Origin of the sequence: Pandoraea sp. XY-2 (assembly GCF_004193915.1) — a bacterium.
GTDB lineage: Bacteria > Pseudomonadota > Gammaproteobacteria > Burkholderiales > Burkholderiaceae > Pandoraea > Pandoraea cepalis.
On the sequence record NZ_CP030849.1, the window covers coordinates 2,806,741 to 2,832,448 of the forward strand.

Sequence of the window (25,708 nt, forward strand, 5' to 3'; positions counted from 1 at the left end):
CGTCTGGATGCGTCTTAAGACGCTATATGGCAAAAAAGGCGAACCGAAGTTCGCCTTTTCACAATTTGGCGGAGCGGACGGGGCTCGAACCCGCGACCCCCGGCGTGACAGGCCGGTATTCTAACCAACTGAACTACCGCTCCCAAGATCTGGAACTGGTGGGTGCTGAGGGGCTCGAACCCCCGACCTACGCCTTGTAAGGGCGCCGCTCTACCAACTGAGCTAAGCACCCGTTCCCGATTCAAGTGTTGTTCTTGCTGCAACTCCCCGCCGAAACAGGGAAGCTGATCAGTTTAACGTATCTTTCAATACTTTGCCAGGGCGAAATTTCGGAACCTTCGCTGCCTTGATCTTGATCGCGGCGCCCGTGCGCGGGTTGCGTCCGGTACGCGCCGCACGCTTGGCCACGAGGAAGGTACCGAAGCCGACCAACGTCACGCTGTCTCCCTTCTTCAGCGATTTCTTTACCGCACCCACCAATGCTTCAAGTGCCCGACCGGCAGCCGCTTTCGAGATGTCTGCTTCACCCGCGATATGATCGATCAGTTCCGTCTTGTTCACTGTAACCCCCTTGCAAGGATAGTAGGCGATTGAGCCGCGGAGGCGCTCTTTGCGCGCCTTGACTTTGATCTGCTAGGTCCGTCGGCTTTGCCATTAGACAAGCCGGAAACCCTGATGTCAAGCCGTTTTGCGCCCTTCTGGCGGCTTAGGAAGCACTCCTGAATCTGCGCTTCCCCAGTGTCATTTTCGAGCGCATCGCCTGAACAAAAAAAAGCCCGGGGAAACCCCGGGCTATTTACGCACTTCCCGCGTAGCGAGCAGCGGCCAATCCGCCCGTTGCTCACCACACGAAAAATTAACGTCAGTGCTTGATGACTTCCTGCTTGCCGCTTGCATCCGCATTCGGCGTGACAGGCGCGGCCTTCGCTTCTTCCTCGGGCAGCGGCGTCGGTGCATGTTCCAACGCCAGTTCAAGCACCTTGTCGATCCAGCGCACCGGCACGATCTCCAGCGCGTTCTTGACCGTATCCGGAATCTCTGCGAGATCCTTCACGTTCTCCTCCGGAATCAACACGAGCTTGATGCCACCACGGTGAGCCGCCAGCAACTTCTCCTTGAGACCGCCGATCGGCAACACTTCACCGCGCAGCGTGATCTCACCGGTCATCGCCACATTCGCACGCACCGGAATACCGGTGAGCACCGAGACCAGCGCCGTCGTCATGGCGATACCGGCAGACGGACCATCCTTCGGCGTCGCCCCTTCCGGCACGTGGATGTGGATGTCCTTCTTCTCGAACTGCTCATCCGTCACCCCGAGGCGGCGCGCACGCGAACGCACGACAGAGCGCGCGGCCTCGACCGACTCCTTCATCACGTCGCCGAGCGAACCCGTCCGAATGATGTTGCCCTTGCCCGGCATCAACGCGGCTTCGATGGTCAGCAGATCGCCGCCCACTTCCGTCCACGCCAGCCCCGTGACCTGACCGATCTGGTTTTCCTTCATGGCCAGACCGAAGTCAAACTTGCGCACGCCCAGGAAGTTGTCGAGATTGCCCGCATCGACCTTGATCGACGCACCGTCAACCTGCTTGAGCAACAGCATCTTCACGACCTTGCGGCAGATCTTCGAGATCTCACGCTCGAGCGAACGCACACCTGCTTCGCGCGTGTAGTAGCGGATGATGTCGCGAATCGCCGCTTCGGCCAGATCGATCTCGCCTTCCTTCAGCCCGTTGTTCTTCTTCTGCTTGGGCAGCAGATAACGCTGGGCAATATTGACCTTCTCGTCTTCCGTGTAGCCCGACAGGCGAATCACTTCCATACGATCGAGCAGCGGTGCCGGAATGTTCAGCGAGTTCGACGTGGCCACGAACATCACGTCCGACAGATCGAAGTCGACTTCGACGTAATGGTCCGAGAACGTGTGGTTCTGCTCGGGGTCGAGCACTTCGAGCAGCGCCGAACTCGGATCCCCGCGAAAGTCCATGCCCATCTTGTCCACTTCGTCGAGCAGGAACAGCGGATTGCGCACGGCCACCTTCGACAGACTCTGCAGGATTTTGCCCGGCATCGACCCGATATACGTGCGACGGTGACCGCGAATTTCGGCCTCGTCACGCACGCCACCCAATGCCATACGCACGAACTTGCGGTTCGTCGCACGCGCGATCGACTGACCGAGCGAAGTCTTGCCCACACCGGGGGGCCCACCAGGCACAGGATCGGCGCCTTGACCTTCTCGACGCGCTGTTGCACGGCAAGATACTCAAGGATGCGTTCCTTGACCTTCTCCAGGCCGAAGTGATCCTCGTCGAGCACCTTCTCGGCGTTCGACAGGTCGTTGTTGACCTTGCTCTTCTTGCGCCACGGCAGACCGACCAGCGTGTCGATATAGTTGCGTACGACGGTCGCCTCGGCCGACATCGGCGACATCAGCTTGAGCTTCTTGAGTTCGGCGTCAGCCTTCTTCTTGGCTTCCTTGGGCAGATGCGCGGCCTTGATCCGCTTCTCGAGCTCTTCGAGATCCGCGCCTTCTTCACCCTCGCCCAGCTCCTTCTGGATCGCCTTGACCTGTTCGTTCAGGTAGTACTCGCGCTGGCTCTTCTCCATCTGGCGCTTCACGCGGCCACGGATACGCTTTTCCACCTGAAGAATGTCGATCTCGCTCTCGAGCTGCGCGAGCAGGTGCTCGAGACGCTCGATGACCGGGAACATTTCCAGGATGTTCTGTTTCTGCTCCAGCTTGAGCGGCAGGTGGGCGGCGATCGTGTCCGCCAGACGACCCGCCTCGTCGATACCCGAGAGCGACGTCAGGATCTCCGGCGGAATCTTCTTGTTGAGCTTCACATACTGATCGAACTGGGCCACGATCGCGCGGCGCAGCGCCTCGGATTCCGGCGAGTTGCCGTCGTCCGGTTCGAGCGGCATCACTTCCGACGTGAACTGGGTTTCCTCTTCGTCCACACTCAGGGTGCGGGCGCGCTGAATCCCCTCGACGAGCACCTTGACGGTGCCATCGGGCAATTTGAGCATTTGGAGAATGTTCGCCACGCAGCCGATCTCGTAGAGATCCTTCGACGTGGGTTCATCCTTGGCCGCCGCCTTCTGGGCGACGAGCATGATGTGCTTGCCGCCTTCCATGGCGGTTTCAAGCGCTTTAATCGATTTTGGACGCCCCACGAAGAGGGGAATCACCATGTGCGGAAACACGACCACGTCGCGCAAAGGCAACAGGGGCAGTTGAATCGCTTCGGGCGGGAGGATTTGGGTGCCTGACATCTCGTTCCCCATAATTAACGATACCGTTGTGTTCCAGCTAATTGAGGCCGCCGACGGGAATTACAAGGGGGTTGAACAACCCTTGCGCCGGTAAGTTGCACCACTCGGGGTTTCATTGCCCGTGGCACTAGTATGAAGGAAAAAAAGCCGTCCATGTTTCCATGAACGGCTTTGGGTATCGCTGAGTTGACCGTTCAATTGGAGCCGGCGACCTTCGGCGACTCCTGGTAAATCAAAAGCGGTTTTCCGTCGCCGCTGATCGCGTTTTCGTCGAGGATCACCTTGGTGACGCCCTTTAGCGACGGGAGCTCGTACATCACTTCGAGCAAGGCCTGCTCGATGATAGAGCGCAAGCCGCGCGCGCCCGTCTTGCGCTTGATGGCCTTGCGCGCCACGGCGTGCATCGCGGCCGGCCGAATCTCCAGTTCCACGCCTTCCATCATGAACAGGCGTTGATATTGCTTGACCAGCGCGTTCTTGGGTTCGACGAGGATGGTCACCAGCGCGTCTTCGTCAAGCTTGCCCAGCGTGGCAACCACCGGCAGACGACCGATCAGCTCCGGAATCAGGCCAAACTTGATCAGATCTTCCGGCTCGACGTCACGCAGCAACTCGCTGGCGTCGCGCTCTTCACCGGTCTTGACCGTTGCACCGAATCCGATGCCCGTCTTCTCCGTACGGTTCATGATGATCTTCTCGAGACCATCGAACGCGCCGCCGCAGATGAACAGGATATTCGTCGTGTCGACCTGGATGAAATCCTGGTTCGGGTGCTTGCGACCGCCTTGCGGCGGCACCGACGCCATCGTGCCTTCGACCAGCTTGAGCAGCGCCTGCTGCACGCCCTCGCCCGACACGTCGCGCGTAATCGACGGATTGTCCGACTTGCGGCTGATCTTGTCGATTTCATCAATATAGACGATGCCCTTCTGCGCCTGCTCGATCTCGTAATTGCAGTTCTGCAGCAGCTTCTGGATGATGTTTTCGACGTCTTCCCCCACGTAACCGGCTTCGGTCAGCGTGGTGGCGTCGGCAATCACGAAGGGCACGTTGAGCAGGCGGGCGAGCGTCTGCGCGAGCAGTGTCTTGCCCGAGCCGGTCGGTCCGATGAGCAGGATGTTGCTCTTGGCGAGTTCGACTTCGTCGCGCTTGTCGCCGAGGTGCTTCAGTCGCTTGTAATGGTTGTAGACCGCCACGGCCAGAATCTTCTTGGCACGGTCCTGACCGATCACATACTGATCGAGACTCTCGCGAATTTCCAGCGGCGACGGCAGATCGGACTTGCCGCCGCTGCCGCCCTCGTCTTCGGCCGCAGCGGCCTCGTCGCGGATAATCTCATTGCACAGATCGATGCACTCGTCGCAAATGAAGACCGACGGCCCCGCGATGAGCTTCTTGACCTCGTGCTGACTCTTTCCGCAGAACGAGCAGTAGAGCAGCTTTTCGCCGTTGGAAGTGCTTTTTTTATCCACCATATCTGTGTCAGCCTGCTAGCAATTTGCGCCCCGGTCGTCCCCGCCGGGGGCGGCAAACGCGGCATACGTGAATCCCATTGTAACGCCATGCCGTGCGAGCGTGTGACCCAGCCGCATCGGCAATAATTTCCCTTTTACGACAACGACTTGGCGCGAACACCCGGCTTTCGGTAACGACGCTGCCCGGTGTCGCGCCAACCCCTTGTCGTTGCGCGCTCTCGAATTCGAAACCGAATCAGGGACGCTTTTCGAGCACGCGGTCGATCAACCCATACTCGACGGCATCGGCGGCCGACTTGAAGTTGTCGCGATCGGTGTCGCGCGCGATGACCTCGAGCGACTGGCCGGTGTTGTCGGCCAACAGTCGATTCAACCGATCCTTGAGCAGCAGGATTTCCCTGGCGTGGATCTCGATGTCCGACGCCTGACCGCGGGCGCCGCCCAGCGGTTGGTGAATCATGATGCGCGCGTTTGGCAGCGCAAAGCGCTTGCCCTTCTCACCGGCCGCCAGCAGAAATGCGCCCATGCTTGCCGCCATGCCCAGGCACAGCGTCGAGACCGCCGGCTTGACGAACTTCATCGTGTCGTAAATTGCCAGGCCCGCCGAGACGGAACCGCCCGGCGAATTGATGTACATCGAGATTTCCTTGTCCGGATTTTCGCTCTCGAGGAACAGCAACTGGGCGACGACGAGGTTGGCGCTCTGGTCGTTGACCTCGCCCACCAGGAAAATGATGCGCTCCTTGAGGAGTCGCGAGTAAATATCGTAAGCGCGCTCGCCACGACCACTTTGCTCGACGACCATCGGCACGAGGCCAAGGCCTTGCGTCTCGAGGGCGGAGTTGTACGTCGGGGAGGCGAGTTGGGCGAGCAATTCGGAACGGGTAATCATATCGGTTCGACCCTTCTATCGAGATGGTTTTGCGCGCCGCAGGGAGGAGGCCCGGGGGCCCTTTGGAAAAGAACCGCCACGGCCTTGCGGCCGCGGCGGTTCAATCGGTCGTGTCGCGTTCGATCAGGCTTGCGAGTTGCCGGCCAGCTCTTCGAAACTGACCTGCTTGTCGGTCACCTTGGCCTTACCCAGGACGAATTCGACCACGTTGTTCTCGACGACGAAACCTTCCATTTCCGCCATGCGCTGCTGATCGCCATAGTACCAGCGGACGACTTCTTGCGGGTCTTCGTAGCTCTTCGCGAACTCTTCGACTTCGGCCTTGATTTGCTCCGGCTTGGCTTGCAGGTCATTCTGCTTGACCAACTCGGCCAGAATCAGACCCAGCTTCACGCGACGCTCGGCTTGCTCCTTGAACATTTCCGCCGGAATCGGCACGTTGCCGGCGTTCGGCACGCCGCGTTGCGTCAAGTCCTGACGAGCCATCGCCACCAGGCGCTCCTGGTCCTGTGCGACCAATGCGTTCGGCACGTCGAGCTCCGACACCGAGATCAGCGCGTTCATCACCTGATCCTTGAGCAAGGCCTGCGTACGACGCTTCACTTCGCGCGACAGGTTTTCCTTGATATCGGCGCGCATCTTTTCAAGGCTGCCGTCGGCGATACCGAGCGACTTGGCGAACTCGCCGTCGACTTCAGGCAGGTGCGCCCACTCGACCTTCTTCAGCGTCACGGTGAACGTGGCGGTCTTGCCGGCCACTTCCTTGCCGTGATATTCGTCGGGGAACTTGAGTTCGAAATCCTTCGAATCGCCCACCTTCAGGCCGAGCGTGGCCGTCTCGAACTCCGGCAGCATGCGGCCTTCGCCCAGCACGAACACGAAGTCTTCGGCGCTGCCGCCGGCGAACGCTTCCCCGTCGATCTTGCCAACGAAGTCGACCGTCACGCGGTCGCCGTCCTTGGCTTCGACCGAGCCGCCGTCGCCGTGGGCGCCGACTTCGCCGCGCACGTGATAGTGCACGCGCTGCTTGCGCAGGATGTCGATGGTGCGGTCGATCTCGGCTTCCGAGACGTCCGTCGTGGTACGACTCACCTCGGCCGTGGCCAGGTCACCGATCTTGACTTCCGGGTAGATCTCGAACGTGGCGTCGAATGCGTACTCGGCCTCGCCCGCGTCGACCTTCGGCGCGAAGCGCGGCTGACCCGCGACGCGCAGATCCTGTTCTTTGCTGATGTCGAAGAATTGCTGGCCGACCTTGTCGCTCACGACTTCGGCTTCGACCTGACCACCGTACTGCTGGGTGACCATCTTCAAGGGCACCTTGCCCGGGCGGAAACCCGGCATACGCACCGTCTTCGACAGCTTCTGAATGCGTGCCGCAACTTCTTTTTCGACTTCCTGCTTGGGCAGGGCGATGGTAAAGCGACGCTCGAGCTTGCCGAGGTTTTCAACAGCGATAGTCATGAGGATATTCGTCCTTCCAGAGGGTCGTTCTGTGTTGCGGCGAGGGAATGCCACAAGCGGACCCTGTCAGTTAATCAACCTTGGGCCGGAACCGACGTTGCGACGCCGGCTTCCCTCCGCCCCCGACATGCGGGGTAGCGCCAAAACGGTTTTGAACACAAAGCGGAACATTTTAGCAAACTATTGCCCCGCCTCCCGACTTTCCACCCCGACATCAGGGAAATCGGACCATTTTGCCTTCACGTACCTTCCCGACATCCGCCCGCCCCGCCGGGCATGTCGCAACAGGTCGGCACAGGCCGGCACAGGCCGGCATCACGCTTTAGAGGATCGCGCCCAGAAAAAGATCTTGGGGGAAGCCCACTTACGGCTTAGGATTCATTCGTACGTTTGAATGAAACATCGGTTCAATCCGATGGCGCGGCCTTACGCCGCATCACACTGGAGGTGCTTCGTGAGCCCACGCCTTTCCGTCGGCCGGCAAGCCGGCGACACCAAGCTACGCATCCTCGATGCCGCGGAAGACCTTTTCATCGAATACGGCTACGAAGCCATGTCCTTGCGTCAGATCACGTCGCGCGCCGACGTCAACCTGGCCGCCGTCAACTATCACTTCGGCAGCAAGGAGACCTTGCTCCAGGCCATGCTGGCGCGTCGGCTCGACCGGCTCAATGATGAGCGACTCGCGCTGCTGACGCGTGCCGAAGCCGAGTGGCCGGCACCGCAGCTCACGTGCGAACACGTGCTGGGGCGATGTTCATCCCCGCCCTTGCCATCTCGCATCATCGCGACATCGGCGGCCCGGCGTTCCTGCGCCTGCTCGGGCGGGTGTACGCCGATCCGTCGCCGTTCATCCGGGACTATTTGCAGCAGCATTACGCCCCCGTCTTCGAGCGCTTCTTCGACGCCTTCGCCCGCGCGTTGCCTGAGTTGCCGCGCCAGGAACTGGGCTGGCGTCTGCACTTCGCGCTTCAGGCCCTGTCCGGTGTGCTCGCGAGCAGCGACACCTCTCGACTGATCGACACGTTCGCCCAAGGCCAGGCGATGGGCGACCTGCAGGTCGTGGCACGGCTCACGGCCCTGATGGTCGCGGCGCTCAGGGCGCCGATGCCGGGCGAGGAACAACTGGCGAGCTTCGCCGACGTCTTCGCGCTGGCGAAGGCCGCGGACATTACGCCGCCACGCGAGGCCGGACACGTCGCCGCCCCGCTCACGAAAACCGCAGAAGCGAATGCCGCGCCTCGGATCCCGGGCGCCGACGACCGCTCGCTCGCCAATGCCTGAACACAGATCAACGACAGCCGGAGAAGGACCGAGCCAGTCGACGACGATCGAACACGAAGGCCAAACCTGAACAGACGCCCGAACGCCCATCGGGAGGCGAGGCCCAATCGACGCTGAGGCGTCCCCGACCGGTGCTACGGCAACCCCGGCCGGGAGGGTGAACCGAGAGGGAGGACAGCATGATGGCTCTATGGATTCTTGCGTGGATTGGGGGCGTAACCGCCCTGCTCTTTTATCGTGCGCACGCCTGGCAGTGGTTGTTGGCGACTGTGGTGTGGGTGGGCGCGGGCGCGGTGACCGGGCTGACGGGGACGGTGGCAAGCGTCGTACTCGCCGTCATCTTTGTCTTGCCGGCGCTGGTCCTGAGCATCGGCCCGCTGCGGCGCGCTTGGATGACTACACCGCTACTCGCCAAATTCCGCGCGATCATGCCGGAGATGTCCGAGACGGAGAAAGACGCCATCGAAGCCGGCACCGTCTGGTGGGATGCGGATTTGTTCTCCGGCCGTCCCGACTGGAAAAAATTCATGGCGCTGCCCGCGCCTGCCTTGTCCGCCGAAGAGCAGGCCTTCCTGGACACCGAGGTCGAGCACCTGTGCGACCTGTCCAACGACTGGGAAAGCACCCAGGTCTGGCAGGACCTGCCGCCAAACGCATGGCAATACGCGAAGGATGCCGGCTTTCTGGGAATGATCATCCCCAAGCGCTACGGCGGCCTCGAATTCTCCGCGTACGCGCACTCTCAAGTGGTAATGAAGCTCGCTTCGCGTTGCTCGGCGGCCGCCGTGTCGGTCATGGTGCCGAACTCGCTCGGCCCCGCCGAACTGCTGCTTCATTACGGCACCGAAGCCCAGAAGAACTACTATCTGCCGCGTCTGGCGAAGGGCGACGAAGTCCCCTGCTTCGCACTCACGAGCCCCTACGCGGGTTCGGATGCCGCCGCCATCCCCGACGTCGGCATCGTCTGCCGAGGCGTTCACGAGGGCCGCGAAACGCTTGGGTTCCGTGTCACGTGGAGCAAGCGCTACATCACCCTGGGGCCGATCGCGACGGTGCTCGGCCTCGCCTTCCGAGCCCTCGATCCCGACCATCTGCTCGGTGACGACGACGCCCCAGGCATCACCTGCGCACTGATTCCCACGAACCATCCGGGCGTGGTGATCGGGCGCCGCCACTGGCCGCTGAACGCTGTCTTCCAGAACGGTCCGAATGCCGGCAAGGACGTCTTCATTCCGCTCGACTGGGTGATCGGCGGGCAGGCACAGGTCGGCAAAGGCTGGCGCATGCTGATGGAGTGTCTCGCGGCCGGGCGTGCGATTTCGTTGCCGTCCTCGAACGTCGGCTACTCGAAGCTCGCCGTGCGGGCCACGGGCGCTTACGCGGCGGTGCGGCGTCAATTCCGCACGCCGATCGGGAAGTTCGAAGGGGTGCAGGAGGCGCTGGCGCGCATGGGCGGCAACCTGTACGCGATGGACGCCGCACGCCGCATGGCAGCGCTCGCCGTCGATCTTGGCGAGAAGCCCTCGGTGATCTCCGCCATCGCGAAATACCACGTGACCGAACGCGCCCGCAAAGTGGTGAACGACGGCATGGATGTCGTCGCGGGCAAAGGCATCTGCATGGGCCCGAACAACTTCCTTGCCCGCGCCTACCAGCAGATCCCGGTATCGATCACAGTGGAGGGCGCCAACATCATGACGCGCTGCCTGATGATCTTCGGTCAGGGCGCGATCCGCTGCCATCCGTACGTGCTCAAGGAGCTGAGCGCCGCGCAAACGGCGGATCGAGCGGCGGCCGTGCGCGCCTTCGACGACGCCCTCTTCGGCCATCTGAGCTTCGTCACGAGCAACATCGTGCGCGGTGCCCTGCACGGCATCACGCATGCGCGCTTCTCCGCCGTGCCGTCGAACGCCGCGCCGGAGTTGCATGGGTACTACCGCGCCGCGAATCGTCTGTCGACGCTGCTCGCCATTGCATCCGACGTCTCGATGGCGGTGCTCGGTGGCTCGCTGAAGCGCCGCGAGCGCCTCACGGGCCGGCTGGGCGACATCCTTTCTCAATTGTTCCTGTTGACGGCGACGCTCAAGCGCTACGAGGACGAAGGCCGCCCCACCGCCGATCTGCCACTGGTGCACTGGGCGGCGCAGGACGCGCTCTGGCAGGCACGCGAAGCGTTCGAAGGCGTGCTTGCGAACTATCCGTCGCGCGCGGTCGCCGGGTGGATGCGCTGGAAACTCATGCCGCTCGGCCTGCCCTACGCCAAACCGTCCGATGCGCTCGCCACTCAGGTCGCCGAATTGATGCAAACGCCGGGCGACGCGCGCGAGCGCCTCATCGCCGGCAGCTATTCGCCGCGCCCCGAGATCGACGGGCTGGCCTACGGGGAGATCGTTTTCCAGATGACGCCGCAGGTCACCGCCATCGAGCAGCGTTTGCGCACGGCGGTCAAGGAGGGCCGCCTGCCGACGATGCCCCAAAGCCTGCCTGAATTCGCCGAGTGGGTGGAGCAGGCCGCGCATCTGCATCTCGTGAGCGACAGCGAGCGCCAGGTGCTGGCGCAGTACGCCGACTTTGCGAGACGGGCCGTGGCCGTCGACGATTTCCCGCCCGACTTCGGTCGCCTTGCCGACATGCAGCACGCCCAGCAACAGGAAGCGGCCGACGAAGCGCTCAGCCCGTGAGCTCGCCCGCCTGCCGTTGCCTATCACTCTGAGGATTTCCGCGCCGTGACGACGTCCGACCGATATCTGGCTTTCGCCAACTCCGCCGTGGGCAGCCGCCTGGCCAATGCGCTGGGGCTACCGCGCCCCGTGCCGCTCGAGCGGATGCCGTCGCGCGACGACAGCCGCGTCGAGGCGGCCACCGATGCGTCGCCACGCGCAGTGCCCACACCCCCCGCGGTCGTGGGCGGCGCGGGCGACGCCCCGCTGTTGCCGGATCTGGCACGTGAGCTGCATCGGCTCGGCATGTCCAGCCTTGCGCACGCCGAGCGACTCGACTGGATCACCCATGCCAATCAGGCGGGCACGATGAGTGGACGATTCAATCCCGGCGAAGGTGTACGTGCCAAGGCGTTGCTGTTCGATGCGAGCGCCATCGCCAGCACCGACGGCCTGAGCGCGCTCTATACGTTCTTCCACGACACCCTCGCCTGCCTCGACCCATGCGCCCGCGTGCTCGTGCTGGGCGTGCCGCCCGCGCTGGCACCGACACCCCAGGCCAGCGTGGCGCAGCGCGCGCTCGAAGGCTTCGTGCGATCGCTCGCCAAGGAACTCAAACGCGGAGCCACGGCGCAGTTGCTCTATGTCGCGCCGCACGCTCGGGATGCCCTGCACTCCACGCTGCGCTTCTTTCTCTCGCCGCGCGCCGCCTACGTGAGCGGTCAGGCCATCACCCTGCAAGCGCCGGTATTCACTACGCCACCGACTCACGACGATCGTCCGCTCGCCGGACAGGTCGCCGTTGTGACAGGCGCTGCGCGCGGCATCGGCGAAGCGATTGCCACCGTGCTGGCACACGACGGCGCGCATGTCGTGTGCGTCGACATCGCGCAAGCACAGGGTGCGCTCGAGGCTGTGGCGATGCGTCTCGACGGCAGCGCGCTCACGTGCGACATCGCCGCGCCCGAGGCGGGGGCGACATTGCTCGCGCATCTGGCCACGCATGCGCCACGCGGCCTCGACATCCTCGTGCACAACGCCGGTATCACGCGCGACAAGACGCTCGTGCGCATGAGCGAAGCGCAATGGCAGAGCGTGCTCGACATCAATGTCGGTGCGCCGCAACGCCTCAATCAGGCGCTGCTCGATGCTGGGGTGCTGCGCGCCAACAGCCGGATCGTCGGTGTGGCGTCGATCAGCGGCATTGCGGGAAATCGGGGGCAGACCAACTACGCGGCGTCGAAGGCGGCGGTGATTGGCATGATCGAAGCCTGGTCGCCGGTGCTCGCCGAGCGCCACATCAGCATCAATGCCGTCGCTCCCGGCTTCATTGAGACGCAGATGACCGCCGCTGTGCCGTTCGCCATTCGCGAAGCCGGGCGCCGGATGAACTCCCTCGGCCAGGGCGGCCAGCCGGTCGACGTGGCGCAGGCCATTGCCTGGTTGGCGCACCCTGCATCGGGCGCATTGACCGGACAGGTGGTGCGCGTGTGCGGCCAGAGCCTGCTAGGTGCATGACCATGCCCAACGACCGCCCTCGCGATCCGCATGACAAGGCGCTATCGTCCGCCACCGGGCACACCCCGGCCGACGTCACGCGCCTGCCCTCCCCGCACACGCTGTTTCTGCGGGCACTGCTCTCGTCCCGCAAACCAGCGAACGCGCAACGGCTCCCACCCTTGGCTTTCACGCGACGCAATGTCACGCTCGACGCCGACGCCATCGCCCGTTACGCGCGCTTGTGCGGCTTCACCGCGGCGCACGGGGTGCCACCCACGTGGCCGCATCTGCTCGCCTTCCCGCTGCATATGTTGCTGATGACCGACCGCGCGTTTCCGTTCGCCATGCTCGGCATGGTGCATCTGGACAATCACATACGTCAGCACGCATCGCTCACGCCGGGGGACCGGCTCGATCTGGATGTCCGTTGCGGCTCGCTGTTCGCCCATGACAAGGGACAGGTCTTTACGGTCCTCACCACGGCGCGACGCGATGGGGTTGTCGTGTGGTCGGGAGCGAGCGGATACCTGCGCACCGGTGTGCCCGACCCGCTCGGCGCACCGTATCGCGCCGCGTTGAGCGCCGACCCGTCGCTCGCGAAGACCGCCGCATGGCATGTGCCGCGCGACCTTGGTCGCCAGTACGCGCGGGTGTCCGGCGATTACAACCCGATTCATCTCTGGCCGGTCACGGCCCGACTGTTCGGCTTCCCGCACCCCATCATTCACGGCATGTGGAGCTTCGCCCGAAGCCTCGCGGCCGTGTTACCGGCCGACGTGCCCTGCCTCGATCTGCTCGTGGAGTTCAAAAGGCCGCTGCCGCTGCCGGGGGATGTCACGCTCTGGCGCGATGCGCGCGGCGGCGCCTTCGAATTACGCGACGCGGCAGGCACCGTGCCCCATCTGCGCGGACGGTGGCAACACGCGCCGACCGTGTCGTCCTCCCCCCTCGACCCGGACCTTTCATGAGCGCCTTCACGCCTACCGCGCCGCCCCCCGCCTTGCGCCGCGTTGCCATTCTCGGCGGCAACCGCATCCCGTTTGCGCGCGCCAACACGGCATACGCCACCGCGTCGAATCAGGACATGCTCACCGCCGCGATTCAGGGCCTCGTCGACCGGTTTGCGCTGCACGATCAGCGCCTGGGGAAGTCGCCGCGGGGCCGTGCTCAAACACGCGCGCGATTTCAACCTGACGCGCGAATCCGTCCTGTCGACGACGCTCGCCCCGCAAACGCCCGCCTACGATGTTCAGCAAGCGTGCGGCACGGGCCTCGAGGCCGCCATCCTGACCGGCAACAAAATTGCGCTCGGCCAGATCGACGTGGCGATCGCCGGCGGGGTCGACACAGCCTCGGACGCCCCCATCGCAGTCAACGAGACACTGCGCAAGATTCTGCTGGAGGCCAACCGACAGCGCAGCCCTGGGGCAAGCTCGGTGCGCTCGCGAAGGCGCGTCCCGGCATGTTGTTCAAGCCGGCGTTACCCCGCAACGGCGAACCACGCACCGGGTTGTCGATGGGGGAGCATTGCGAGCAGATGGCCAAGCGCTGGCAAATCGAGCGCGCCGCACAGGACGAACTCACGCTCGCGAGCCATCAACATCTGGCCGCCGCCTATGAACGCGGGTTCTTCCTCGATCTGATGACGCCGTTTCGCGGCCTGCAACGCGACAACAACCTGCGCCCCGACGTCACGCTGGAGACCTTGAACGCCCTCAAGCCGGTGTTCGATCGCAGCGCCGCGGGCACGCTCACGGCGGGCAACTCGACCCCGCTGACGGACGGCGCCTCGTGCGTGCTGCTCGCGAGCGAAGACTGGGCACACGCGCACGACATTCCAGTGCTCGCTTATCTGACGTACTCGCAAACCGCGGCCGTCGACTTCTTTCATCCCGATGAAGCCCAGCGCGAAGGACTGCTCATGGCGCCGGCGTACGCCGTGCCACGCATGCTCGCCCAGGCCGGCCTCACGCTGCAGGACTTCGACTTCTACGAAATTCACGAGGCGTTCGCGGCGCAGGTGCTTTGCACATTGAAAGCGTGGGAAGACCCGCAATACTGCCGCGATCGGCTGGGGCTCGCCGCGCCGCTAGGCAGCATCGACCGGCAGCGGCTGAACGTAAACGGCAGTTCGCTTGCCTGCGGGCATCCGTTCGCGGCCACCGGCGCACGCCTGCTTGCCACTCTCGCCAAACAGCTCGCCGAGCGTGGCGGCGGACGTGGCCTCATCTCGATTTGCGCGGCCGGCGGACAAGGCGTGGTCGCCATGCTGGAACGATAACGCAAACGACGTTACAGGGGCAGTCACAAGCACGGCCCCGCAGCAGGAGGCGAGTTGCCAGCAGAGCCACCGCCTGCTCTCGGGTACCCGTGCCAAAAGACCTCAAGGGAGACAACGATGGACTCAGCTGTTCAGCACGAACGCGTGTGGCTAGGCGCTTACCCGCCTGGCGTTCCCGCCGACATCGATACGACACGCTACACGTCGCTGGTACAGGCGTTCGACGAATGGATCGACAAGTACCGGGAACGCATTGCGTTCGTGAGTCTGGGGAGCGAAATCACCTATGGCGAGGTCTCCCGCCAGGCGTACGCCTTTGCCGCGTGGCTGCAAGCCCACGGTGTGCAGAAGGGAGAGCGCGTGGCGCTCATGATGCCCAATTGCTTCCAGTACCCGATCGGCCTGTTCGGCACGCTGATCGCCGGGGCCGTGGTCGTCAACGTCAATCCCCTGTACACCGTTCGCGAACTCAAACACCAATTACAGGACAGCGGCGCACGTACGATCGTCGCATTTGAGAACTTCGCGAAAACCGTGCAGGACGCGATCCCCGGCACCGAGGTGCGCCACGTGCTCGTCACGCAGATCGGCGACTTGCTCGGCACCGGCTTGAACGTCAAGGGACGCCTCGTCAACTTCCTCATGCGGCGAATCGCCAAACAAGTGCCGCCCTACGATCTGCCGCAGGCGATCCCGCTGCGCCGAGCGCTCGCCGAGGGCGCGAAGCGCAGGCCTGTTCCGGTGCCCCTCGCGCGCGACGACCTCGCCTTCCTTCAATACACAGGGGCACGACCGGCGTGGCCAAGGGGGCGATGCTGTCGCACGGGAACGTGCTGGCCAACCTGTTGCAAACCGAGGCATGGGCCGCCGGCCAGCTCGACGGCGACATCGAGGTGAATCTGTCGCTGCTGCCCATGTATCACATCCTCTCTCTCACGGTGAACTGCCTGGTGTTCATGAGCCTGGGCGGGCGCAACATCCTGATCGCGAACCCGCGCGACGTGAAGAAGGTCGTCTACATCATCCGCAACGAGACGTTCACCGGCGTCGCGGGAGTGAACACATTGTTCAACGGTCTGCTCGAGAACCAGGACTTCTGTGCGCGCGACTTCTCCCGATTGAAACTCTCGCTTGCCGGCGGCATGGCCACGCAGCGTGCCATTGCCGAGCGATGGAAGCAGGTCACCGGCAAACCGATCATCGAGGGCTACGGCCTCACCGAATGCTCCCCCATCGTCACGATGAACCCGGTCGACCTCTCGCATATGGACGACGTCGATTTCACCGGCTCCATCGGTCTGCCCGCGCCGTCGACCGACGTGCGCTTCAAGCGTGATGACGGCACGTGGGCCGATCTCGGCGAGCCAGGGGAGTTATGCGTGCGGGGCCGCAGGTCATGCGCGGCTATTGGCAGCGCCCGGAAGACACCGCCAACACGTTCGACGCCGACGGCTGGCTGATGACGGGTGACGTTGGCGTGATGGACGCACGCGGATATGTACGGCTCATCGACCGCAAGAAGGACATGATTCTCGTGTCCGGCTTCAACGTCTACCCGAATGAAATCGAGGACGTCGTGATGCTCCACCCAGGGGTTCGGGAAGCCGCGGTGGTCGGCGTGCCGGATCCGGTGGCCGGCGAGCGCGTGAAGCTCGTGGTCGTCGCAAAGGCCCCTGGGGTGAGCGCCGAGGATTTGCTCGCCCACTGCCGCGAACACCTGACCGCGTACAAGGTGCCGCGCATCGTCGAATTCCGTGACGGCGAACTGCCCAAGTCGACCGTCGGCAAGATTCTTCGGCGCGAACTGCGCGCGCCGCTCGGTCACGCGTAAGGGAGACGAACAACATGCCCAAGCACCACGCGTTCCACGCCGGCCGCCTCGGCCACGTCGCACTGGCCCTCGTACTGACACCCATGGCGCTCGTTGCCGGCGCGCTGAGTGCGTCGAATGCCCTCGCCCAGAGCAACGTCTCGTCGGATGCGGGCCTATCGGCTGTCACGTCCTCCGCTCCTGCGGCACCGCCCTCGAACCACGCGACGGCAAACACCGCTGCCGCGGATGCCGAGGTCGCCAAGCTGGCCGCCATGCCTGTCGCCGCGCAAGCCCAATGGCTGTCCCGCACGATCAAGGCCGGTGAATTGGCGCGGCTGAGCGACGAGCGGATCGTCGCCCGCATGCAGGCGATCCACGCCGACGCGCTCGTTCGGTTCCTGAAGACGGAGTCAGCCGCGCTGCCCGAATACCAGTACGAGCTAACACGTCATGAGCGCATCAATGACCAGTGGCAAACCACGCCCGACCGCATGCTCGTGAAGATTCGAGAGGCGCCATTGCAGATCTATGCGAAATGGCTGCCGGGCGGCGCCCACGCGGGTCAGGAAATCATTTACGACGAGACGAAGAATCCCAAGGAGATGTATGGCCATCTCGGCGGCATTTTCGGCTTCGCATCGATCTGGAGCACTATCGACGGCCCGCTCGCGCGCTCGCAGTCCAACCATACCGTGCGCGATCTGGGCTTTGCGTTCATTGCCGAGCGAATTGCGCACGACGGTCGCAGCTTCCGCGCCGAGGGACTCCCCGCGACGCCCGCAAGAATTTCGGTATCCGAATCGAACGGCATGCGCATGCTCGCTCTGGAATGGGACGCCCCCGCCGGGCCACCGCAACATTACGCGTATAAGTCACGCCTGCTGCTCGACCTGAAGACCGGCCGTCCGCGCGGTATCGAAGCGTGGGATGCGTCGGGACAAAAGGTCGAGGAAATGCGCTTCGAGAAGGTGCGCAAGGCCTCATGGACCGACGCAACGTTCGATCCGAAAAATCCCGACTATAAGTTCTGATGGCCCACTTGATGTCGGCGACGACCGGCCCCCGTGGATCGCATCGGTGTGACGGCGCGCGATAAATGAACGACGAAAGCCCGCCACCTCTGAACGGAGGTGGCGGGCTTTCGCCCATGCGCACATCGGATGCCTGCGTGCGCGAGGTCGCGAGCTCGCAGCAACGCCGGCCTGCCGCGGCCGATCAGGTCTGCGGCAGTTCGATCTTCACTTCGAGCACTTCCAGGTTGTCCTGGTGCTCAACGCTGACCTTGATGTCGTCTTGTGCGATCTTGACGTACTTGGAGATGACGGCGACCAGCTCACGTTGCAACGCCGGCAGGTAGTCCGCCGGCGGCGACGAGCCCGCGCGTTCGTGCGCCAGAATGATCTGCAGGCGCTCTTTGGCGACGGAAGCGGTCTTTTTCTTCTCCCCCAGGAGGAAAGACAGGAATGACATGGGCACTCCTTACTTCGAGCCGAAAATACGCTGCAACAGTCCCGGCTTTTGATAGTCGGTAAAGCGCATTGGCTTGTCTTCGCCCTTGAAACGGCTCACCACGTCGCGATACGCGTCAGCCACGTCAGTGCCGTCGAGATGAATGGCCGGCGTGCCCTGATTCGAGGCATGCAGCACCGACTCCGACTCCGGAATCACGCCGATGAGCTTGATTCGCAGGATTTCCTGAATGTCGTCGAGCGACAGCATCTGGCCGTCGTTGACGCGCTTCGGGTTGTAACGGGTGATGAGCAGGTGCTCCTTGATCGGCTCGCCGCCTTCAATGGCGCGCTTCGTCTTCGACGAGAGAATGCCCAGAATGCGGTCCGAATCGCGCACCGACGACACCTCGGGGTTCGTCACCACGAGCGCCTCGTCGGCGAAATGCATGGCGAGCAGCGCGCCCGACTCGATACCGGCCGGCGAATCGCACACGATGTATTCGAATCCCATGTCGGCCAGATCCTTGATGACCTTCTCCACGCCGGCTTGCGTGAGCGCGTCCTTGTCGCGCGTCTGCGACGCGGGCAGGATGAACAGGTTCTCGCAGGCCTTGTCCTTGATGAGCGCCTGATTGAGGTTCGCTTCGCCTTGAATCACGTTGATCAGGTCGTACACGACGCGGCGCTCGCAACCCATGATGAGGTCGAGATTGCGCAGGCCCACGTCGAAATCGATGACTGCCGTCTTGTGCCCCTGCAAGGCGAGGCCGGCGGAAAAGCTGGCGCTGGTCGTCGTCTTGCCGACGCCACCCTTGCCAGAGGTCACCACAATCACTTTTGCCATCTGTCGATGCCTTCCCAAACTTGAGGATGAATTTAGCTACGAATCATTTGAGCCCGAGGGGCTCGAAAATCAGTTTGTCGTCTACCAGCCGCACCTGCACCGAACGCCCCTGCACATCAGGCGGCAGTGCATGCTCACCGGTCCGGTAGATACCGGCGATGGAAATCAGCTCGGGCTCGAGGCAGGTACAGAAGATGCGAGCGTCGAGCTTGCCCTTCACGCCTGCCAGCGCCCGCCCCCGCAGCGGTGCGTAAATGTGGATATTACCTTCCGCGATCACCTCGGCCCCATAACTGACCAAATCGAGGATGATCAGATCGCCCTTCGCGTAGACCTGCTGGCCCGAACGCAACGGTTTGTCGATGATGGTCGATGGGACGGCCACGGCGTCAGGCACCACCGGTTCCGGTGCCGCCTGGGCTGGCACGGCAGCCGTCTCGTCCGGCGCGTCACTCTCCCGCGCCGGACGCGACAGGCGACGCTCGTGGCTATCGAGCCGCGGCAGTCCGTCCACCACCGCCCACTCGGCTTGCTCGGCGTTGGCGACCACCCCGATCGGCTTCATGCGGAATTCGGCCAGCATGTCGGCCAACGCGGGCACGGCAACGCGCTCGTCGCCGGTCAGGCGCCGAACGTCGATGGCGACCGTGTCGCCGGCAAAAAACTCCGGGGTCGCTTCGAAACGTTGTGACAGTTCGGTGCGCAGCGTCTCCAGTTGCGGCGTCTTGACCACGAAATGCAGGGTATCGATGGCACCGCTGCGTAACTCGAAGTACGGGTTTTCTTTTGCGGCATGTCAGGTTGTTGTGCGCGAATTGCTGGCAAATTGGGCCATTCTACCGTCCCTTGGCGCGACGCCAACCGCAAATCAATGTGTCACTGCCGTCATCGACTGAATAATCACCTTTGGTGCATCGCAACATTCCACCCCCGTCACCCCTGCTTCCGACGGTAAAAAGCACACGCCCCTGACATGCCAATGTCACGGGGAGCGCCTAAGCTGGTGGTGGGAAAGTGTTGCAGGCGACGTGCTGCGAAGCAGCATCGAAAATGCGAATTTTGTCGCGCAAGTGCCATTTTCGTGACCTATCCTTAAATTCCCTGACGAGGGACCCCCTGTGGAACCGCAAACCGGGAGACGACGATGCTGAGTCATCATGAATTTGCCACCCTGATGCTGGTCAAGGACGCTCCTGAGCAAGTGGAGCATGATCGCCTGGACCTCGAGTCATTGCTTGAAAGCAAATTGATCGAATGGGAAGAGTTGGCGTCGGGTGAAAAATCCCCGCGACTGACCGTCCAGGGCAAGTATGTCCTTCAGGCCGTTGCCTGAGCGCCCAGCCTGCTGTTGAGGTGTCCGTAAGATGTAAAAGCCCGCCGGAAGGCGGGCTTGTCATTGGGCGGGGATATCTCCCTCGATACCTACCTGCGCGTTCAACCGTGCCGGACGTCCCGAGAGTGACGCCGCCACGTGTGCCGCGCCGCCGGATGCTCCCGGCACCAATTGCGATCGACGAGCCACGCAACCGCCGCGCCGACGACCAGCACGATGATCAACATGGCAATCAAGCTCCCTGTCAGCATAGTGGCCTCCTAACTTCGACATGGCGGGATGGCACGCTTTCATTCTAGGCAATCCCTATCGAAATAGGTACCCGAAAGTGATCGGGGTATACCGCGTTTGCGCAACAACAAGGGCCTCGACATCATCGCGCCGCTCGCCTGCTGCGACGCAACATATCATTCGCTATTCAATGGCATCTTTGCCATCGAGACGCAGGATTCGCATCGCCGAGAGGCTTGCCGTCAGGCAATCGCACCGCCCGCGTCGATCAGCACGGTCGAGCCCGTGGCACTCGGCGTGCCCGCCAGATAAAGAATCGTGTTGGCCACGTCCTCGGCAGCGACCACACGGCGCGCGGGCAAGCGCGCCGCCGCGTTGCGATACATCGCCTCGCGATCGGCCTCTGACAGCTTGTCCCATAGCGGCGTGACGGTGAGCCCCGGCGAGACGGTGTTCACACGCACGGGTGACAGTTCCAGTGCCAGCCCTCGCGCCAGCGCCTCGATGGCGGCGTTGATTGCGCCTTGAACGACCGACGACGTGCTCGGGCGCACGCTCAGAAAGCCCGACGTCAGCGTGAGCGAACCGCCGTCTTCAATGCGCGCATAGCGCGCTACGTGGTAACTGCCCCAGAACTTGCTGTCAAAGGCGGCATGCGCGTCGTCCAGCGAGAGCTTGCGCACCTGTCCGGTCGGGGTTTGCGCGGCCGAGACGACCACGTGTTGCCAGGGGGCGTGATCGGCGAAGCACCGCTCAACGGCGGCGGCATCTCCGGTGTCCAGCACCAGGGCGCGCGCGGTCGTGCCTAACGTGGCAAGCGCGTCGTCGAGCTTCGCCTGACTGCGCGAGGCAATGGTCACGGCCGCGCCTGCCTTGGCGAACGCCTGGGCGGTGGCACGACCAATGCCGGAGCTGCCGCCGATGACCAACACACGCTGACCTTCGAAATTGAACATGATGAAACTCCTGAAAACGATCGGAACGAGAGCGGAATCGCGCGACCTGACGGTGGCCGCCGGGGGATTGACCGTCCAGCCCCGGCACGCGATGTCACGAGGCTATTGTGATACTCATCCCGGGGAACGATAATCCCGTTGAAAACTGAATGACTCTCTACAATTCATTGAGAATCTGCCCGAGATGATTGACCAGACGCTGGATCTCACCTTATTCGACCGTGTCGTCACCACGGGCAGCATGTCGGCCGCCGCGCGGGAGTTGGGGCTGTCGCTTGCCGTCGTGAGCAAGCGGCTCGGGCTGCTCGAGCAGCGCCTTGGCGTTCGTCTGCTCAATCGCACCACCCGCAAACAGGCGCTCACCGACGAAGGGCAGGTGTTTCATACGTGCTGCCAGCGAATCCTCGCGGAGATTGCCGAGACCGAGCGGCTGATGACGCGACAGGCGGGCACCGTCGGTGGCGTGCTTCGCATCAGCGCGCCGCGCGCCTTCGGCCGTCGTCACCTGGCGCCGCTGCTGGTCGCGTTTCGCGAACGGCATCCAGACCTGAAAGTACATCTTGAACTCAGCGACCTATGGGTCGATCTGGTCGCGCACGGCATCGACGTGGCCATCCGCGTCGGCGCCCTGCCCGATTCCAGTCTCGTCGCGCAGGAACTCGCCCCGAACTACCGCGTGCTGGTCGCGTCTCCGACCTATCTGGCAAGGCATGGCACGCCGCAGGATGCTGGCGATCTGCAACATCATGACTGCATTCTGTTCGGCCACGCGCCGCACGGCGACTGGAGATTCGTGTGGCAATCCGAAACGTTGCGCATCCAGGTCCGCGACACCTACGTTGTCGACGATGGGGATACCGCGCACGAATTGGCGCTGCACGGTGCGGGCATCACACAGAAATCCATCTGGGACGTGGGTGACGATATCCAGGCGGGACGTCTTGCGCGCGTATTGCCCTCGCTGCAAATGCCGGCGTCGCCGCTGCATGCCGTGTATCCGCACAGCCGGCATCTCGCACCGCGCACACGCGCCTTCGTTGACTTTCTACGGGACGGGTTGCGCGCCAAATGGCGCTGGCCCCAACACTAGCGACGCACACCGTGCGCAGCGCCTCACGTCTCTTCGCCGGCGACGCGCTGCCTCGCGGCTTTCACTTGTCGCCGACGGTATCGCGCCCATTGAGCGCGTCACGTCCAGCGGCCAGCAATGCCTCCGAGAGCGCCGGATCCGCACTGACGACCGCGCGCGACAGCACGAGCGAGCCCACCATCTGCGCGAAGCGTGCCATCGCAGACCGACTCGCCTGCGCCTGACTCAGTCCTTGCTCGATACCGACCGCGGTCATTCGGCCGATCATGTCGGCCAGCCCTTTCGCATAACATGCTTGCGCTTCGTCGCCGATGCGCGGGGCATCCCCCGCAAATCCGGCCATCGGGCAGCCACACGCCACGTCATCGCGGTGCGCCGTCGACAGATACCGCTCGACGCGCGCCGTCGGCGACAACACCGCCTCCGCCGCCGCGTCGCCGCCTGCGAGCAGCCCGTTGCTCGCCGCCACCGCGCGCGACATCACGGCCGCAACCAGTGCATCCTTCGACTTGAAGTGGTTGTAGAAGCCCCCCTGCGTGAACCCCGCGGCCTTCATCAGCGCCGTCAGCCCCACGGCGTCAACGCCGTGCTCACGAAACAGCCGCTCCGCCGCCGCGACGATTGCCTCGCGGTTTTCCGCAGCCTGCTCTCTTGAAATTCCCATCCCCCGCTCCTCAGGACTCGCAACGCTCGCCCAGACTCGTTCACACCATCGAACTATCGTCGTCATCGATAAAGACAATTGCGATCACCATTGACATATCGATGCCAGACTCGGCACAATGCGTCAGCGATGACGATTACGATCACCATCGTCATGAAGTATAGCCCAACGCTCACGTCTTCCACAGGGTCGACGTGACTCGATGACCTTGCTGGAGTTCTGAAATGAAGATCAAAGATGCTGTCGTATTCGTGACCGGCGCCAACCGTGGCCTGGGATTGGCGTTTGCGAAACAGGCGCTCGAACGCGGCGCGAAGAAGGTGTACGCCGGGTCGCGCGATCCGTCGAAGGTCACGCTGCCGGGTGTCATCCCGGTCAAGCTCGACGTCAACGACCCGGAGGCGGTGGCGGCCGCGGCAAGCCTGGCGGGCGACGTCACGCTGCTCATCAACAACGCGGGGATTGCACGCTTGACCGAAGGGCTGACCGGCCCGGGCGCTACCGAGCTGCTGCGCGAGACGCTGGAGACGAACCTGTTCGGCGTACTCGGCATGACGCAGGCGTTCGCCCCGGCCCTGGGACGCAACGGCGGTGGCGCACTGCTCAATGTCCTGTCGATCGTGAGTTGGATCAGTTCAGACGCGCTCCCTGAATACTCAATCACGAAGTCGGCCGCGTGGTCGCTGACCAATGGCTTGCGCAACGCGTTGCGCGCCCAAAATACGCAGGTGGTCGGTTTGCACGCAGGTTACATCGATACCGACCTGACTCGCGGGTTCGACGCCGACAAGCTCGACCCGGCCGACGTGGTGCGTCAGGCTTACGACGCCATCGAGGCAGGCGAAGAGGAGGTCTGCGTCGACGAAGGCACGCGACAGGTCAAGCAGGCGCTGTCGCTGGGCGTCTACCTGCAAGAACCCGCGGCATAACCCCCGCCGGGGCGCCAAACCAGGCACCCAACGAAAAAACGCCGCGACACCCTCACGGGCCTCGCGGCGTTCGCAGTTCTGCGGCGAGCGACGACTGCGCGTCAGGCGGCCTTGTCCATCTGACGCTCGCCACCCAACGCCTCGACCAAATCGTCGAGCATTCGGGCGAGCTCGCCGGTCATGAGCGCGACGTCGGCGTCGAACTTCTCGGCTTCGCCTTCAGCCGTTGGATCGGCGGCATCCTTGATGACGTCGAGCGGCGTCACACGTTTGATGACGAACGCGTCGGTCAACACGAAGGAGATCCGGTCGTTCCACGTCATCGCCAGCTTGGTGCAGCGCTTGCCAGCCTCGATATGCTGACGCACGTCCGCCCCATCGAGCGGGTGGCGCACATAGCGCACTGCGGCCTTCTCGTCGGTGTTCGAGCGCAGTTCCACGTCCTGGTCGACGGTGAAGCCGCCCGGCGCGTCATTGCCCGCGAGCCACGAGGTCATCATTGCCACGGGCGCCTCGTTGAGTTCCACGTTCTCGAGCGTGATGTCGAGCGTCTTGAGCAGCAGGCTGCGCACTTCGTCGGCCTTGGCGGGCGATGCGGCGTCGATCACGAGCCAGCGATTGGCCGGGTCGATCCACACGCGCGTGTCGCGACGAATGCCGAACGCACGCGGCAGCAGTTCGTCGGTGACCTGCTCCTTGAGCTCACGCATTTGCTTGCGGCCCGGCTTGAAGCCTTGCTGCTCTTCCAACTCGAGCGCCTTGGCGCGCGTGACCTGATTCACGACGGTGGACGGCAGCAGCTTCTTCTCGGCGCGATAGGCGAGCAGGAATTGACGGTTGATGCTGTGCACCAGTTCGCCCCCCTCACGCGGCGGCGCCCAGCCCTGCACTTGCATTTCGAGGCTGCCGCCTTCGCAGAAGGCGTGCTTCTCCAACGCCGTTTCCATTTGCGCGACGCTCATGGACCAACCGGCGGGAATTCGGTGCAACTGAAGATTCTTGAACCACATCGGCATCACCGCAAAAAGCAAAAGCAGAGATTTTACCAGTGCCGGGCGGCACGGCGAAATTCGGCAACGCGCATCGTGTCAGAGAAAGCGATCGAGGATCTTCCGGCTCGGCTTGTCGAGCGTGCCGGTGTCCCGAATCAGGAAGTGAATGCCGTGGTTATCGGTGATGAGCAACGTCTGGCCGCCCAGGCGACGAATGTCCTCTTCGCCACGCAACACGAACGCCGCCTCGCCTCGGTTCGTCTCGACGGTCCATGTGCTGGGCGTCGCGTAGGTCGAAACGCCCTTGATGCGCAACACCTCCGGCATGAATTCGCGCGCGGCGAGTTCGTCTTGCAACAACGCGCGCATCGAGGCGGGCAGCACGTCGAGCGAGTCGAGCCAAACCAGCTCGCGCCCCTCCTGACTCACGAGCGCGAGGCCGTCCTGCGGCGCCGCAATCGGAAACGCGCGCACGGGCACCACGCCTTCATGGGAGACGCCAGCCGCGTCGGTCAGCACCAGGCGGCCGAACGCGTTACGAGACAAGGTGAAATCAATTTGCATGAG

19 protein-coding genes, 2 tRNA genes and 4 pseudogenes are annotated in these 25,708 nt (G+C 63.4%); 10 read left to right on the plus strand and 15 right to left on the minus strand.

The annotated features are described in order from the left end of the window. Positions 1 to 66: 66 nt before the first annotated feature. The 7 genes and pseudogenes from DRB87_RS12710 to tig all read right to left on the minus strand — a co-directional run bounded on the left by DRB87_RS12710 (position 67) and on the right by tig (position 7,113). Positions 67 to 143: transfer RNA gene (locus DRB87_RS12710), tRNA-Asp, on the minus strand. Positions 144 to 156: 13 nt separating this feature from the next. Further along, a tRNA-Val gene (locus tag DRB87_RS12715) sits at positions 157 to 232 on the minus strand. 56 nt (positions 233 to 288) lie between these two features. After that, a complete protein-coding gene (locus tag DRB87_RS12720; RefSeq protein WP_017234148.1) occupies positions 289 to 561 on the minus strand; it encodes an HU family DNA-binding protein in 273 nt (90 codons plus the stop codon). Between the two features lie 301 nt (positions 562 to 862). After that, positions 863 to 3,282 (minus strand): annotated as a pseudogene (gene lon / locus DRB87_RS12725) (endopeptidase La). A 194-nt stretch (positions 3,283 to 3,476) separates the two neighbouring features. Further along, entirely contained in the window at positions 3,477 to 4,757 is a 1,281-nt protein-coding gene (gene clpX, locus DRB87_RS12730) for an ATP-dependent Clp protease ATP-binding subunit ClpX (RefSeq protein WP_130026163.1), read from the minus strand. Positions 4,758 to 4,992: 235 nt separating this feature from the next. Beyond that, positions 4,993 to 5,646 carry an ATP-dependent Clp endopeptidase proteolytic subunit ClpP gene (clpP, locus tag DRB87_RS12735; protein ID WP_026131988.1) on the minus strand — a complete coding sequence of 218 codons (654 nt, stop codon included), beginning with the start codon at positions 5,644 to 5,646 and terminating at the stop codon, positions 4,993 to 4,995. A 126-nt stretch (positions 5,647 to 5,772) separates the two neighbouring features. After that, positions 5,773 to 7,113 (minus strand): trigger factor, encoded by a 1,341-nt coding sequence (gene tig, locus DRB87_RS12740; RefSeq protein ID WP_130026164.1) that lies wholly within the window; start codon positions 7,111 to 7,113, stop codon positions 5,773 to 5,775. A 415-nt stretch (positions 7,114 to 7,528) separates the two neighbouring features. On the opposite strand from tig, the pseudogene DRB87_RS12745 reads away from it, so the two are divergent. The 7 genes and pseudogenes from DRB87_RS12745 to DRB87_RS12775 all read left to right on the plus strand — a co-directional run bounded on the left by DRB87_RS12745 (position 7,529) and on the right by DRB87_RS12775 (position 17,682). After that, positions 7,529 to 8,397: pseudogene (locus tag DRB87_RS12745) on the plus strand (TetR/AcrR family transcriptional regulator). A 182-nt stretch (positions 8,398 to 8,579) separates the two neighbouring features. Continuing rightward, on the plus strand, positions 8,580 to 11,078 hold the full coding sequence (locus DRB87_RS12750) for an acyl-CoA dehydrogenase (RefSeq protein WP_370363980.1): 2,499 nt from the start codon (positions 8,580 to 8,582) through the stop codon (positions 11,076 to 11,078). Positions 11,079 to 11,123: 45 nt separating this feature from the next. Then, on the plus strand, positions 11,124 to 12,575 hold the full coding sequence (locus DRB87_RS12755; protein WP_130026166.1) for a 3-oxoacyl-ACP reductase: 1,452 nt from the start codon (positions 11,124 to 11,126) through the stop codon (positions 12,573 to 12,575). A gap of 2 nt (positions 12,576 to 12,577) precedes the next feature. Further along, positions 12,578 to 13,525: a MaoC/PaaZ C-terminal domain-containing protein gene (locus tag DRB87_RS12760; RefSeq protein WP_130026167.1), complete on the plus strand. Its 948-nt coding sequence runs from the start codon at positions 12,578 to 12,580 to the stop codon at positions 13,523 to 13,525. Next, positions 13,522 to 14,838 (plus strand): annotated as a pseudogene (locus DRB87_RS12765) (acetyl-CoA C-acetyltransferase). The gene DRB87_RS12760 and the pseudogene DRB87_RS12765 overlap by 4 nt, the downstream one beginning before the upstream one ends. 117 nt (positions 14,839 to 14,955) lie before the next feature. Continuing rightward, positions 14,956 to 16,669 (plus strand): annotated as a pseudogene (locus DRB87_RS12770) (AMP-binding protein). 14 nt (positions 16,670 to 16,683) lie between these two features. Continuing rightward, on the plus strand, positions 16,684 to 17,682 hold the full coding sequence (locus tag DRB87_RS12775; protein WP_130026168.1) for a DUF1571 domain-containing protein: 999 nt from the start codon (positions 16,684 to 16,686) through the stop codon (positions 17,680 to 17,682). 184 nt (positions 17,683 to 17,866) lie between these two features. On the opposite strand, the gene minE is transcribed toward DRB87_RS12775, so the two are convergent. Genes minE through minC form a run of 3 tightly spaced genes read right to left on the minus strand, consistent with a single transcriptional unit; the run spans position 17,867 to position 19,688 of the window. Beyond that, positions 17,867 to 18,121, minus strand: coding sequence for a cell division topological specificity factor MinE (gene minE / locus DRB87_RS12780; protein WP_017234160.1), 255 nt, complete (start codon positions 18,119 to 18,121; stop codon positions 17,867 to 17,869). 9 nt (positions 18,122 to 18,130) lie between these two features. Continuing rightward, positions 18,131 to 18,946 carry a septum site-determining protein MinD gene (gene minD / locus DRB87_RS12785; protein ID WP_017234161.1) on the minus strand — a complete coding sequence of 272 codons (816 nt, stop codon included), beginning with the start codon at positions 18,944 to 18,946 and terminating at the stop codon, positions 18,131 to 18,133. A 43-nt stretch (positions 18,947 to 18,989) separates the two neighbouring features. After that, positions 18,990 to 19,688, minus strand: a complete 699-nt coding sequence (gene minC, locus DRB87_RS12790) for a septum site-determining protein MinC (protein WP_370363982.1) — start codon at positions 19,686 to 19,688, stop codon at positions 18,990 to 18,992. 402 nt (positions 19,689 to 20,090) lie between these two features. Between minC and DRB87_RS12795 the strand changes: the two genes are divergently transcribed. Further along, positions 20,091 to 20,279: a hypothetical protein gene (locus DRB87_RS12795; RefSeq protein WP_017234163.1), complete on the plus strand. Its 189-nt coding sequence runs from the start codon at positions 20,091 to 20,093 to the stop codon at positions 20,277 to 20,279. A 101-nt stretch (positions 20,280 to 20,380) separates the two neighbouring features. On the opposite strand, the gene DRB87_RS23060 is transcribed toward DRB87_RS12795, so the two are convergent. Both DRB87_RS23060 and DRB87_RS12800 read right to left on the minus strand, forming a co-directional pair. After that, entirely contained in the window at positions 20,381 to 20,530 is a 150-nt protein-coding gene (locus tag DRB87_RS23060; RefSeq protein WP_165385306.1) for a hypothetical protein, read from the minus strand. 222 nt (positions 20,531 to 20,752) lie between these two features. Next, complete coding sequence (locus DRB87_RS12800; RefSeq protein WP_174966630.1) at positions 20,753 to 21,469, minus strand: SDR family oxidoreductase; 717 nt, start codon at positions 21,467 to 21,469, stop codon at positions 20,753 to 20,755. A 181-nt stretch (positions 21,470 to 21,650) separates the two neighbouring features. Between DRB87_RS12800 and DRB87_RS12805 the strand changes: the two genes are divergently transcribed. Then, positions 21,651 to 22,556 (plus strand): LysR family transcriptional regulator, encoded by a 906-nt coding sequence (locus DRB87_RS12805; RefSeq protein WP_130026171.1) that lies wholly within the window; start codon positions 21,651 to 21,653, stop codon positions 22,554 to 22,556. Positions 22,557 to 22,617: 61 nt separating this feature from the next. Here the strand turns inward: DRB87_RS12805 and DRB87_RS12810 are convergent, their stop codons facing one another. Next, positions 22,618 to 23,220, minus strand: a complete 603-nt coding sequence (locus DRB87_RS12810; protein ID WP_130026172.1) for a TetR/AcrR family transcriptional regulator — start codon at positions 23,218 to 23,220, stop codon at positions 22,618 to 22,620. Between the two features lie 224 nt (positions 23,221 to 23,444). Between DRB87_RS12810 and DRB87_RS12815 the strand changes: the two genes are divergently transcribed. Next, a complete protein-coding gene (locus DRB87_RS12815; RefSeq protein ID WP_130026173.1) occupies positions 23,445 to 24,149 on the plus strand; it encodes an SDR family oxidoreductase in 705 nt (234 codons plus the stop codon). A gap of 101 nt (positions 24,150 to 24,250) precedes the next feature. On the opposite strand, the gene DRB87_RS12820 is transcribed toward DRB87_RS12815, so the two are convergent. Next, on the minus strand, positions 24,251 to 25,159 hold the full coding sequence (locus DRB87_RS12820; RefSeq protein WP_130026174.1) for a recombination-associated protein RdgC: 909 nt from the start codon (positions 25,157 to 25,159) through the stop codon (positions 24,251 to 24,253). Positions 25,160 to 25,237: 78 nt separating this feature from the next. Further along, positions 25,238 to 25,705 (minus strand): DUF1854 domain-containing protein, encoded by a 468-nt coding sequence (locus tag DRB87_RS12825; protein ID WP_130026175.1) that lies wholly within the window; start codon positions 25,703 to 25,705, stop codon positions 25,238 to 25,240. Between the last annotated feature and the right edge of the window lie 3 nt (positions 25,706 to 25,708).

Coding starts and splice junctions, on each gene's coding strand:
- DRB87_RS12750 (WP_370363980.1), top strand. CDS start 8,580: ATGGCTCTATGGATTCTTGCGTGGATTGGGGGCGTAACCGCCCTGCTC.
- tig (WP_130026164.1), bottom strand. CDS start 7,113: ATGACTATCGCTGTTGAAAACCTCGGCAAGCTCGAGCGTCGCTTTACC.
- DRB87_RS23060 (WP_165385306.1), bottom strand. CDS start 20,530: ATGCTGACAGGGAGCTTGATTGCCATGTTGATCATCGTGCTGGTCGTC.
- DRB87_RS12795 (WP_017234163.1), top strand. CDS start 20,091: ATGCTGAGTCATCATGAATTTGCCACCCTGATGCTGGTCAAGGACGCT.
- DRB87_RS12820 (WP_130026174.1), bottom strand. CDS start 25,159: ATGTGGTTCAAGAATCTTCAGTTGCACCGAATTCCCGCCGGTTGGTCC.
- DRB87_RS12815 (WP_130026173.1), top strand. CDS start 23,445: ATGAAGATCAAAGATGCTGTCGTATTCGTGACCGGCGCCAACCGTGGC.
- clpX (WP_130026163.1), bottom strand. CDS start 4,757: ATGGTGGATAAAAAAAGCACTTCCAACGGCGAAAAGCTGCTCTACTGC.
- DRB87_RS12760 (WP_130026167.1), top strand. CDS start 12,578: ATGCCCAACGACCGCCCTCGCGATCCGCATGACAAGGCGCTATCGTCC.
- DRB87_RS12775 (WP_130026168.1), top strand. CDS start 16,684: ATGCCCAAGCACCACGCGTTCCACGCCGGCCGCCTCGGCCACGTCGCA.
- DRB87_RS12810 (WP_130026172.1), bottom strand. CDS start 23,220: ATGGGAATTTCAAGAGAGCAGGCTGCGGAAAACCGCGAGGCAATCGTC.
- minE (WP_017234160.1), bottom strand. CDS start 18,121: ATGTCATTCCTGTCTTTCCTCCTGGGGGAGAAGAAAAAGACCGCTTCC.
- DRB87_RS12805 (WP_130026171.1), top strand. CDS start 21,651: ATGATTGACCAGACGCTGGATCTCACCTTATTCGACCGTGTCGTCACC.
- DRB87_RS12825 (WP_130026175.1), bottom strand. CDS start 25,705: ATGCAAATTGATTTCACCTTGTCTCGTAACGCGTTCGGCCGCCTGGTG.
- minD (WP_017234161.1), bottom strand. CDS start 18,946: ATGGCAAAAGTGATTGTGGTGACCTCTGGCAAGGGTGGCGTCGGCAAG.